Origin of the sequence: Xenorhabdus griffiniae, from assembly GCF_001028135.1 — a bacterium.
In the GTDB taxonomy this organism is placed as follows: Bacteria; Pseudomonadota; Gammaproteobacteria; order Enterobacterales; family Enterobacteriaceae; genus Xenorhabdus; species Xenorhabdus bakwenae.
In genome coordinates, this window is sequence record NZ_LDNM01000074.1 from 1 (window position 1) to 8,900 (window position 8,900).

The window sequence follows — 8,900 nt, forward strand, 5'->3', positions numbered from 1 at the left end:
AACCAGTATCTACAGGGTAAATACGTGGGCAATACCGCCACACTGGAAACCCAGCTGGAACAGTTTATCCGCCGCGAACGTGACCGGGAAAAGGTACGTCACCTGAAACCCGCCTTCATTGCAACGTATACCGCTCGTAAAGGTTTGGAAGTCTGCCGCCTCGCCCATATGGACGGCGAAATCAACGTTATCTATGGCGATGCAGGGATGGGGAAAACGATGGTCATGCGGGAATATGCCAGACAACAGAGCGATGCCATTTTGATTGAGGCCGATCCCGGCTATACCGCCCGCGTGATACTGGAGGAGCTTTGCAACCGTCTGGGGGTTAATCGCCGCGGCAACCTGCACGAAATGAGTGAAGCGTGCATTACAGCTTTGCGCGGTTCGGGGCGGATTATTCTGGTGGTATGAAGCGGAGAACCTGCCTTACCGCGCACTGGAAACCCTGCGCCGTATCCATGATAAATCCGGTGTCGGCATCGTTCTGGCGGGTATGCCGCGCTTAATTCTCAACCTGAAAGGGAAACGCGGCGAGTACAAACAGCTCTATAGCCGCGTCGGTTTTGCCCTGCCTATGGGGGACAGCCTGCCAGACGCGGATATTCAGGAAATCGCCCGCAGCCTGCTGCCTGAGATTGAGGGGGATGATATCCGCCAGGCGTTGTTTACGGCCTGTAAGGGGAACGCCAGACGGTTGTTCAAATACCTGCGCGGTGTTTCCCGAGCCAGTCAGTTGAGCGGTCAGCCTGTTGATGTCGGCATGATTAATGAATTCTCAAAAATGCTGATTAATTAATGAGGTACACATGGTAATCGAGTTGAATACCCGGAATAACCAATTGTTGTCTGCCCTGATTCAGGCGGAATCGGTGGTCACCGCATTATCTGAGCGGGGCATCACCGTGCTCAGTGTGATGATGCGGGATAACAGGCCCCGTATCCACATTGCCCGTCACGCCTATTGTGAGCAGTTGATCCGTGATGGTCAGGCGGCGTATCTGCATTTTGGTAAGGGGCGGCAAGGGCCATTGAAGCAAGGGGTTTTTAATCAGGATGGTTGTCAGGTTTATTGGTCGGAATCTTTACATTAAGGGGCGCAATATGGCAGTAAAAATTGAAATCTTAATCACCAGTGAGTCAGGGGAATTACGGCATGAACTGCAAGCCGGGGCGGCCGTTGCCGGGGAATTCACCCACCAGGAATATCGGGCCGCCGAAAGTTTGTACAGTGCGATTGGTGAACTGCTTAAGAACCATAGCGAAAGTGGTCTGGTGATCCATCAGGCCGCCACACAGCATAATCTTCACTAACCATTAAATCTAATATTTTGAAAAGGTAAAATAATGTCAATAAAATCAAAACAATTCACCACAATATCCGCACCTGACGGTTATTGGATCGATGCGAAAGGCGTGCTGACGCCGGTGGAAATCATCAAGGAAATCGACTTTGAGCGTGATGCGCTGGTCGGAGAACTTGTACAATTTGCTTTCAAAGTCAATGAGGCTCTGGAGGAGCTGAAATTACGCGCTTTTGCCGATATTCAGGCGTTTGTCGATCTCTCTGCCGAGAAATATGGTTCCGTCAAAGGCGGCAAGAAAGGGAACGTTACCCTCTATTCCTACGATGGCCGTTTCAAAATCCAGCGCGCCATGCAGGACCGGATTGCTTTTGATGAACGTTTGCAGGCGGCTAAGGCACTGATAGATGAATGTCTGGCCGACTGGACAGTCGACGCACGGCCTGAAATTCAGACCCTGATCAATCAAGCATTTATCACCGATAAGGAAGGCGATATTAATACCGGTCGCGTGCTGGCCCTGCGTCGTCTGGGTATTGAGGATGAGCGCTGGGTACAGGCAATGGTGGCGATTGGCGAGGCGTTGCAGGTGGTAGGCAGCAAATCCTATCTGCGAGTCTATGAACGTATTGGTGATACTGACCGATACCAGCCAATAGCGTTAGATATCGCGGGGGTGTGAGATGGCCGGATACAATCACTATGCTGCCTACTCATCCGTTGCCGCGCATCATGCCCACAGCGCAATGGCACGCGTCTGGGCGGAACGGCGCAGCGAGTTTTGTCAAAACGCCGCCACTAGGGAATGGGGAAAGCCGGATGAAAGCGCAGCAGTTTAACCAGCATTATCCCATTGGCCGTAGCTTTATTTATCAACCCAATAAATTTTTACGCGGCGGTCAGTTAGTCAGAACGATTGAACCAGCACAGGACTTAACCACGATGACGGTGGTGGAAATCAGCACCGAACCCTATTTAGTCCGAATTGAACATTTAACATCGATTTAATGTAACAAACTGAAAATTAATAATTTTTAAATATGGCGTAAATCAGCCAGGGGTTGGCTTACGCCAAAATTCAGCCAAATTAATGAGGAAGTTATGAATCCACGTTACCAATGTCCGGTGTGCGAAAAATTCAAACCAGTTGATCGTTCCGCGTTATCCGTGGGCGACCGAGTGACCTTTACTTTCGTTACCCAGCGTCAGTACCGAAACCAGCTTAAATTCAACTATAAAACGGTAAAGGGCAACATCCAGCAAATACAAGGAGAGCAACTCACCGTGAGCTATGGCAAGAAACAATACTGTCTGGACAGGGATGATGTCAGTCCGGCAGGTGCTCCATCAAAACTCACTTATACACTGTTCGGAACCTGTACTTGTGGGGTTGGAGGTTCTGATGAGTAAACTTCAACAAATTTCACTGGTTGCAGCCATTGCAACAGAACTGGGTAATCAACAGCCTGGCATTACCATCAATCAGGAACAGTTAAATACCATCATTACCGCAGCCAATACTATCTGTGCGGCATTTGAACAACCTGAAACTCCAGAGCGCAATCTCTGTGGAGGTAACTGAGATGACCCATCAACAACTGATCCGCTTAATCCATATTGCCAAAAACAAGCTGCAACTGGATGACGCAACCTACCGTTCTGCACTGCTGGCTGCCACAGGCAAAAACTCCTGTGGGAAGATGACCTACACCGAGCTGAAAGTGGCGTACAGTGCGTTTGTTGCCCGTGGCTTTAAACGGCGTTTAAACCGCACTCAACAGCGGGTTAAACCCAATTTAAACGGGCAACCCCGTGTGCCGGAAATCGGCAAAATCCGCGCCATCTGGATCACCATGCACCAGCAAAAGTTCGTTATCGATGGTTCTGAAACCGCCCTGAACGCCTTTGTGCAGCGCCAGACCGCCAAAATTAACGGCGGCAAAGGCGTAGCCGAAGTAGGCTGGTTGGATGAATCACTGGCCTGTCAGGTTTTGGAGTCCCTGAAACAGTGGCACAGTCGGCTAATGTTGGGCGTTATGCACGTGCGAGGTCAGCACCTGCCGGAACGGCGGGGCTATGACGCGGTGTGTGATGCCTACATCATGGAGAAATTGCTATGAAGATTGGCCGTTGCCCTGTCTGCCACTCTGATTTTCATTTGGATGCTATCTTCGAAGATGATGCCGCCCGCCAGTTACTGGCAAAAATGGCGGAATTGCCCGGTGGTTGTGCCCGCCATTTAGTGAACTATATCGGACTGTTTCGTCGGGGAAAAAATAACCTGTCCAACAGCCGGGCACTAAAACTGGCGGAAGAGGTGCTGGCGATATACCCCGCTAATCGGGTACTGACCCACGCCCTCAGTGAAACTGTCGAGCGCATTCGGGAAAAACGGGCACAGGGAGACGTTAAGCCGTTCTCTAACCACAACTATCTGAAAACCGTCTACCAGTCCTCAGAACAGCTATTTGCCCAGGGCAGTAATATCAGTGCACGGGAAAAACAGCAGGTATCAGGTTCAGACAGTCGTGACGCCTATTTCCAGCAGATGAAAAGGATGGGCGTTGATGTTTCAACCCTTCAGGGTGGGGCAGAATGGCTGCAAAAACAGAAATAGTCACACTGGATCAGGTTCAACAATTATTGCCGGAGTCGCTCCGGCATATTGCCTCATTGATTGGCTATCCAGCGACGTTAAAATTAATTGAAGTGTTCGGTGGTACTACATTCCCGTTTGGTCGTGGAAAACACCCACGGGGTCAACATAGACAGACGATGCTGATTGCGGCGATTGGGGCTGATGCTGCGGCCTGCCTGTCAAAACATTTTGCGGGGACAGAGTTATATATCCCTAATGCGGCCGCCGCCATGCGGGAATGGCGTAACCAGCGGTTTTTGTCGGAATTCAACCAGTTGCTCACTGAGGGGGATTCGGCATTGATGGCACTTTCCAAACTGTGTCCTATATTTGGTTTTAGTGATAGACATGCGTGGTCACTCTTATCGCGTTACAAACATTCTGGTACGCTTAATCATCAATGTGATTTGTTTTAAACGGAGGTGATGAAAATGAAAAGAGTTTTACTGGGGCTGATGCTATCAACGTTATCACTGAGTTCTTGGGCTGTGGATGGTTATAAAGGTGTTAAATTTGGTTCATCTATTGATGATGTGATTAATTCCAAATTATGCACAATCGTCATAAGTGGCAGTGATGTCAAAGGAGTAACAAATTATCGCTGTGATGATTTTGATTTTGCCGGAAAAAAGACATTAGCCTACTTTTCCTTTATAAAGGGTGAATTTAAGAGATTGATTATTCAAATAAATCCTAATATTGGGTTGTTAACCAATTCTTTGGAAGCAAAATATGGTTCACCTTCTTTCCAATCTAGTGAAGAAGATATCAAACGCTCAACAATAACAGGTGAGCCAATAGATATCATGTTCGATAAAAATACAATCATTATTTCAGTAAAAAAAATAAATGGCTCAGATATAGCTCTTCTAAGTTACACTGACCCAAACTATTCAACTGAGTACAAAGCATTATCAAATCAAAAATATAATAATGATATCTAACCACTGAACCCCTTCAACCTGTCTAATGCCGCAAAACCTGAAATACTGAACACCTTCCATTTTTTGGCAGGTGTTTTGTTTTTTGGGGAAGCGATGCAGATCATTATTGAACACACCGAATTAGCGCAACTGGAATCCCTGCTACCGGATTCCGCCCTGCAATTGATAGAGGTGATTGGCTATCCGGCCACCGCCCGGCTGATTAGCCGTTTTGGGGGCGTGACCCTGTCCGCCAAAACCGGCAAAGCGGCTGAACGCAGCGGCGGCGTGTATCGCCTGTTACGTGAAGTACTGACCGATGAGGAGTGCAATACCCTGATGGGCTATTTAGGGGATGCGCCGTTTTATATTCCCCGTTGTGAAGCGGCGTTCCGTGCCCTGCGCAATGCCCGTTTCCTGAAAGAACTGGCGGCACTGTGTCAGGGCGGATTATCCCGCCGTCAGGCGATGGCGCGGCTGTGTCCGCGGTATGGTTTTAGTGATCGCATCGGCTGGAAGCTGATCAGTGAGCAGGAGGCTGAGGACGCGCCGCAATCCCGTTTATTTGATTGAAATGTTCCTCGCACCTGTGACACACTAAATGACCTATCCAGCAGGTTATTGGCCTGCTGAACCTCCTCAAATGCTTCCCTCTTTTTCCCTGCCCTACACTGCGTTCATTGATTAAACAGCGACATGAGGCACGCAGGGATGACCACTGATGATAAATATTCCCATGCCACCTACGGTATTTCCGGGCTGATTGCCTTCTTTACCGGGTTATCCCTGTACGAATGGGGCTTTCTGATTGGCGTATTTGCCAGCATCCTGCTGGGCACACTGACCTATCTTCTGAACCGGCGGGAGCAGAAAAAGCGCACCCAAATATTGCAGCACATTCTGGAGCGCAGCGCGTCACCGGAAACGCTGTCAGAAATTATTTCCCATTCGCCCAAGGACGTCTAGTCATGGAGATGAAAAGCCGTCTGAGCGCCGCAGTTATCGCCGCCATTCTGGCCGGTGTCGGGGCTGAGATGATTCTGGGGCAATTTCTGGATGAGAAAGAAGGCAACCGATTATCCGCCTATCAGGATGCGGGGGGCATCTGGACGATTTGTCGCGGTATCACGCGGGTACAGGGCGCCCCCGTTCGTCGGGGTATGACGCTGACCGCTCAACAGTGCGACGCATTAAACCGGATTGAAGCCCAGCGTGCCATTGACTGGGTAAAACGCCATGTACGGGTGCCACTGACCGAACCGCAGCTGGCCGGCATTGCCAGCTTTTGCCCGTACAACATCGGCCCCGCTAAGTGCTTTTCTTCCACGTTCTACCGCAAGTTGAATGCCGGGGATAAACGCGGGGCCTGTGCGGAGATCCCGCGCTGGATTTTTGATGGTGGCCGTGATTGTCGCAAAACCCAGGGTCAGGCGAACGGCTGCTATGGTCAGGTTGAGCGGCGTGCTCAGGAAGCGGCGCTGACGTGTTGGGGGCTGGATAAATGAAACTCAAATTAACCCACTACACCATCCTTGTTCTGGTTATTGTTGTCGCTGTTGCCTCATTCAAGAGCCACTATTATCGGGCTGAGTATGCCGAACAGAAAAAGGTTAATGGCCGTCAAACAACCCAAATCCAGCAACTGACCGACACCATCAACAACCAGAGCATGCACATTGACATGCTGCATGAACTGGACGTTAAACATACACAGAGGCTAGCCAATGCAAACGCTGAAATCGACAGGCTGCACACTGCTTCTCTTGCTCATCCTGAGCGGGTGTACATCAAAGCCAAGTGTCCCGTGCTTAAAGTCGCCAAGCCCTCCAGCATGGATGATGCAACCACCGCCCGACCTACAGACACCGCTATCCGAAATTATTGGTTACTCAGACAGCGAATTGCCACCTCAGAACAAATAATCCTGGGGTTGCAGGACTATATCAAAACACAATGTCAATAAGGTGAGCGATGGAAACTTATGATTTTCCGCCCTATGGTGTCAGTAGCCGGATGTATCCCACAACCGTTGTTTTAGAACGTATTACGCATTTTCAGCCCATTGACTACAACGGTAATAGCGGTACAGCTATCTTTTTGGATACCGGTGTAGAGGTTTATACCAGTATGAGTAGTTGGGACGTCAGAAAATTGTTGAACGATGCTGATTGAGAAAGAGAAAGACTATGAGCAAGAAACCCCGTAACGGGAACAATCAGGTGTTAAGCGCCCTGAATGAGTTAAATGAGCGTCTGGATCATATTGATGACCAGATGGAGGCCATCCGCGAAGATGCCACCAATGGGGCGATGCGACGCGGGGCGATTGCAGGGGCAGTGTCCGGCACGATAGCGGGCTGTCTGGTTTCAACAGTCGTGTTGTTGTTACGTACCAAAATGGGTGTCTGAGATGGCCTATCCGCAGGAGATGCGGGATAAACTCCGCCGCATGTATATCTTCAATCAGTTATCGCTGGAAGTCACCGCCGCCCAGTGCGGCGTGGCATTCGTTACTGCCCGGCGCTGGAAGAGGGAGGCACAGGAACGCGGCGACGACTGGGACAAAATGCGGGCTGCGCAGACGATGGCAGGCGGCGGCATTGAAGAAGCCGGCCGCGCGGTGCTGATGAGCCTGGTGGTGCAATGCCAGACCACGATGGAACTGCTTAACACCACGCCGGATATGCTGCCTCAGCAGCGGGTAGAGTTATTGGCGAGCCTGGCGGATGCGTTCAATAAGGCCACCAGTGCCAGCAAGAAAATCTTACCGGAAACCAACGAACTGGCGACCGCACTGGAAATTGTCCAGAAACTGGGCGCGTTTATTAACGACAAGTATGCACAACATAACGCGGCCTTTCTGGAAATACTGGAAGCGTTTGCGGCTGAACTGGAGCGAGATTATGGCTGATGAAAATAAGCCTTACCTGAAGATGAACAGCATAACACTACGTCAAACAGTGGCTAATGACATTGTGACGTACTTGCGTGAGAAATACGGTGATGATCTTTGTGAAAGCCCTTTGATGCCAGAAATGCTGTATCTGGCATCCGTGCTATTAAGTGGTAAATACCTTGTCTCTCAGGTATTCGAGCAAAAATAGCTACTTCGTGACTTTTTGGGTTATCTGGTCATAGAGGTAATCAAAAATAGCAAACTGAGAGTGATCGTATTTTCCTGAATTTTCAGTGCGTTTAGCTATATGAACCAAAGGTATTTTTGCACCAACAAAAGTTTTTGTTAGATCAGTCGCTAAACGGGCGATTTCAAGTTTTTGTTCAATAGTGAGTTTGTCATTTTCCATAAGGGTTCCTTTGTAATGTATTGAGTGGAGTCAAAACGTTATCAAAGGAGTCCCATTTTTAACAGAGGCTGTCGTGGCTAAAAATTTTTCCCTCAAAGACTTCCGGGATTCGCTTCAGGACTATATCACCAGCCTGCGCCAGACCATTGAGGCGGAATGTCTGGGATTTGATGCGGACGCGAACGCGGCTGACGAACGCCGCCGACAGGTGGACGATGCGGCTGAGGGCTATAGCTTCTTCGTCCAGACCTATTTCCCGCACTATGTGCGCCACCCGTCACGCAGCCAGTTGCATAACTATCTGTTTACCCGCCTGCCGCAAATTGTCGCCAGTCCGGCGGCCGAAAGCGATGCCATTGCCGCACCCCGTGGTGAAGCCAAATCGACGCTGGTCAGCCAGTTGTTTGTCCTTTGGTGCATTATCCGGGGTATCAAACGTTATCCGGTCATCATTATGGACAGTATTGATCAGGCGTATCCGATGCTTGAAGCCATCAAGGCTGAACTGGAATACAACCCGCGCCTGTGTAATGACTACCCGGATATTTGTGGCCAGGGGCGCACCTGGCAGATGGGCACCATTGTCACCCGTAACAATATCAAGGTGACGGTGGCAGGCTCCGGCAAGAAGTTACGCGGTCTGCGCCACGGCCCGTACCGCCCGGATTTGGTGGTGCTGGATGATATCGAAAATGATGAGGCGGTGCGCAACCCGGAACAACGCGACAAGC

At 50.0% G+C, this 8,900-nt stretch carries 21 protein-coding genes and 1 pseudogene; 21 read left to right on the forward strand and 1 reads right to left on the reverse strand.

Annotated features, from left to right (window positions below; genetic code table 11):
- The 20 genes from AAY47_RS22775 to AAY47_RS14375 form a co-directional block, all read left to right on the forward strand.
- The coding region (locus tag AAY47_RS22775; RefSeq protein WP_235428361.1) for an AAA family ATPase at nt 1-414 on the forward strand (414 nt) is incomplete at its 5' end.
- Nucleotides 359-799 (forward strand): hypothetical protein, encoded by a 441-nt coding sequence (locus tag AAY47_RS22780; protein WP_053014290.1) that lies wholly within the window; start codon nt 359-361, stop codon nt 797-799. The genes AAY47_RS22775 and AAY47_RS22780, both read left to right, overlap by 56 nt.
- Nucleotides 800-809: 10 nt before the next feature.
- Nucleotides 810-1,094, forward strand: a complete 285-nt coding sequence (locus AAY47_RS14290) for a hypothetical protein (protein WP_047770814.1) — start codon at nt 810-812, stop codon at nt 1,092-1,094.
- A gap of 10 nt (nt 1,095-1,104) precedes the next feature.
- A complete protein-coding gene (locus AAY47_RS14295) occupies nt 1,105-1,314 on the forward strand; it encodes a hypothetical protein (protein WP_047770815.1) in 210 nt (69 codons plus the stop codon).
- A 33-nt stretch (nt 1,315-1,347) separates the two neighbouring features.
- On the forward strand, nt 1,348-1,986 hold the full coding sequence (locus tag AAY47_RS14300) for a DUF3164 family protein (RefSeq protein ID WP_047770816.1): 639 nt from the start codon (nt 1,348-1,350) through the stop codon (nt 1,984-1,986).
- Nucleotides 1,987-2,006: 20 nt separating this feature from the next.
- Nucleotides 2,007-2,312: a hypothetical protein gene (locus AAY47_RS22785; protein ID WP_235428362.1), complete on the forward strand. Its 306-nt coding sequence runs from the start codon at nt 2,007-2,009 to the stop codon at nt 2,310-2,312.
- Nucleotides 2,313-2,405: 93 nt separating this feature from the next.
- Nucleotides 2,406-2,714 carry a hypothetical protein gene (locus tag AAY47_RS14310; protein WP_047770817.1) on the forward strand — a complete coding sequence of 103 codons (309 nt, stop codon included), beginning with the start codon at nt 2,406-2,408 and terminating at the stop codon, nt 2,712-2,714.
- Nucleotides 2,707-2,886: a hypothetical protein gene (locus tag AAY47_RS14315; protein ID WP_047770802.1), complete on the forward strand. Its 180-nt coding sequence runs from the start codon at nt 2,707-2,709 to the stop codon at nt 2,884-2,886. Before AAY47_RS14310 ends, AAY47_RS14315 begins: the two co-directional genes overlap by 8 nt.
- A 1-nt stretch (nt 2,887) precedes the next feature.
- The gene (locus tag AAY47_RS14320; RefSeq protein WP_047770818.1) at nt 2,888-3,424 is read left to right on the forward strand and encodes a gp16 family protein; all 537 of its coding nucleotides are present in this window, start codon (nt 2,888-2,890) and stop codon (nt 3,422-3,424) included.
- The gene (locus AAY47_RS14325; RefSeq protein ID WP_047770819.1) at nt 3,421-3,921 is read left to right on the forward strand and encodes a hypothetical protein; all 501 of its coding nucleotides are present in this window, start codon (nt 3,421-3,423) and stop codon (nt 3,919-3,921) included. Before AAY47_RS14320 ends, AAY47_RS14325 begins: the two co-directional genes overlap by 4 nt.
- The gene (locus AAY47_RS14330) at nt 3,900-4,358 is read left to right on the forward strand and encodes a Mor transcription activator family protein (RefSeq protein ID WP_047770820.1); all 459 of its coding nucleotides are present in this window, start codon (nt 3,900-3,902) and stop codon (nt 4,356-4,358) included. Before AAY47_RS14325 ends, AAY47_RS14330 begins: the two co-directional genes overlap by 22 nt.
- Nucleotides 4,359-4,373: 15 nt before the next feature.
- Nucleotides 4,374-4,886, forward strand: coding sequence for a hypothetical protein (locus AAY47_RS20035; protein WP_053014291.1), 513 nt, complete (start codon nt 4,374-4,376; stop codon nt 4,884-4,886).
- 93 nt (nt 4,887-4,979) lie between these two features.
- Entirely contained in the window at nt 4,980-5,438 is a 459-nt protein-coding gene (locus AAY47_RS14340) for a mor transcription activator family protein (protein WP_047770821.1), read from the forward strand.
- Nucleotides 5,439-5,576: 138 nt separating this feature from the next.
- Nucleotides 5,577-5,831, forward strand: coding sequence for an HP1 family phage holin (locus tag AAY47_RS14345; protein ID WP_047770822.1), 255 nt, complete (start codon nt 5,577-5,579; stop codon nt 5,829-5,831).
- Between the two features lie 2 nt (nt 5,832-5,833).
- Nucleotides 5,834-6,370 (forward strand): lysozyme, encoded by a 537-nt coding sequence (locus AAY47_RS14350; RefSeq protein WP_047770823.1) that lies wholly within the window; start codon nt 5,834-5,836, stop codon nt 6,368-6,370.
- On the forward strand, nt 6,367-6,828 hold the full coding sequence (locus tag AAY47_RS21775; protein ID WP_053014292.1) for a lysis protein: 462 nt from the start codon (nt 6,367-6,369) through the stop codon (nt 6,826-6,828). The genes AAY47_RS14350 and AAY47_RS21775 overlap by 4 nt, the downstream gene beginning before the upstream one ends.
- A gap of 8 nt (nt 6,829-6,836) precedes the next feature.
- Nucleotides 6,837-7,037, forward strand: coding sequence for a hypothetical protein (locus AAY47_RS14360; RefSeq protein ID WP_047770825.1), 201 nt, complete (start codon nt 6,837-6,839; stop codon nt 7,035-7,037).
- Nucleotides 7,038-7,051: 14 nt separating this feature from the next.
- Nucleotides 7,052-7,273 carry a hypothetical protein gene (locus tag AAY47_RS14365; protein WP_047770811.1) on the forward strand — a complete coding sequence of 74 codons (222 nt, stop codon included), beginning with the start codon at nt 7,052-7,054 and terminating at the stop codon, nt 7,271-7,273.
- A gap of 1 nt (nt 7,274) precedes the next feature.
- Nucleotides 7,275-7,775, forward strand: a complete 501-nt coding sequence (locus AAY47_RS14370) for a DUF1804 family protein (protein ID WP_047770826.1) — start codon at nt 7,275-7,277, stop codon at nt 7,773-7,775.
- Complete coding sequence (locus tag AAY47_RS14375; protein WP_047770827.1) at nt 7,768-7,968, forward strand: hypothetical protein; 201 nt, start codon at nt 7,768-7,770, stop codon at nt 7,966-7,968. Before AAY47_RS14370 ends, AAY47_RS14375 begins: the two co-directional genes overlap by 8 nt.
- On the opposite strand, the gene AAY47_RS14380 is transcribed toward AAY47_RS14375, so the two are convergent.
- Complete coding sequence (locus tag AAY47_RS14380; protein WP_047770828.1) at nt 7,969-8,169, reverse strand: hypothetical protein; 201 nt, start codon at nt 8,167-8,169, stop codon at nt 7,969-7,971.
- Nucleotides 8,170-8,242: 73 nt separating this feature from the next.
- On the opposite strand from AAY47_RS14380, the pseudogene AAY47_RS14385 reads away from it, so the two are divergent.
- A pseudogene (locus AAY47_RS14385) lies at nt 8,243-8,900 on the forward strand (hypothetical protein); the annotation flags it as partial.

Coding starts and splice junctions, on each gene's coding strand:
- AAY47_RS14290 (WP_047770814.1), top strand. CDS start 810: ATGGTAATCGAGTTGAATACCCGGAATAACCAATTGTTGTCTGCCCTG.
- AAY47_RS14295 (WP_047770815.1), top strand. CDS start 1,105: ATGGCAGTAAAAATTGAAATCTTAATCACCAGTGAGTCAGGGGAATTA.
- AAY47_RS14300 (WP_047770816.1), top strand. CDS start 1,348: ATGTCAATAAAATCAAAACAATTCACCACAATATCCGCACCTGACGGT.
- AAY47_RS22785 (WP_235428362.1), top strand. CDS start 2,007: ATGCTGCCTACTCATCCGTTGCCGCGCATCATGCCCACAGCGCAATGG.
- AAY47_RS14310 (WP_047770817.1), top strand. CDS start 2,406: ATGAATCCACGTTACCAATGTCCGGTGTGCGAAAAATTCAAACCAGTT.
- AAY47_RS14315 (WP_047770802.1), top strand. CDS start 2,707: ATGAGTAAACTTCAACAAATTTCACTGGTTGCAGCCATTGCAACAGAA.
- AAY47_RS14320 (WP_047770818.1), top strand. CDS start 2,888: ATGACCCATCAACAACTGATCCGCTTAATCCATATTGCCAAAAACAAG.
- AAY47_RS14325 (WP_047770819.1), top strand. CDS start 3,421: ATGAAGATTGGCCGTTGCCCTGTCTGCCACTCTGATTTTCATTTGGAT.
- AAY47_RS14330 (WP_047770820.1), top strand. CDS start 3,900: ATGGCTGCAAAAACAGAAATAGTCACACTGGATCAGGTTCAACAATTA.
- AAY47_RS20035 (WP_053014291.1), top strand. CDS start 4,374: ATGAAAAGAGTTTTACTGGGGCTGATGCTATCAACGTTATCACTGAGT.
- AAY47_RS14340 (WP_047770821.1), top strand. CDS start 4,980: ATGCAGATCATTATTGAACACACCGAATTAGCGCAACTGGAATCCCTG.
- AAY47_RS14345 (WP_047770822.1), top strand. CDS start 5,577: ATGACCACTGATGATAAATATTCCCATGCCACCTACGGTATTTCCGGG.
- AAY47_RS14350 (WP_047770823.1), top strand. CDS start 5,834: ATGGAGATGAAAAGCCGTCTGAGCGCCGCAGTTATCGCCGCCATTCTG.
- AAY47_RS21775 (WP_053014292.1), top strand. CDS start 6,367: ATGAAACTCAAATTAACCCACTACACCATCCTTGTTCTGGTTATTGTT.
- AAY47_RS14360 (WP_047770825.1), top strand. CDS start 6,837: ATGGAAACTTATGATTTTCCGCCCTATGGTGTCAGTAGCCGGATGTAT.
- AAY47_RS14365 (WP_047770811.1), top strand. CDS start 7,052: ATGAGCAAGAAACCCCGTAACGGGAACAATCAGGTGTTAAGCGCCCTG.
- AAY47_RS14370 (WP_047770826.1), top strand. CDS start 7,275: ATGGCCTATCCGCAGGAGATGCGGGATAAACTCCGCCGCATGTATATC.
- AAY47_RS14375 (WP_047770827.1), top strand. CDS start 7,768: ATGGCTGATGAAAATAAGCCTTACCTGAAGATGAACAGCATAACACTA.
- AAY47_RS14380 (WP_047770828.1), bottom strand. CDS start 8,169: ATGGAAAATGACAAACTCACTATTGAACAAAAACTTGAAATCGCCCGT.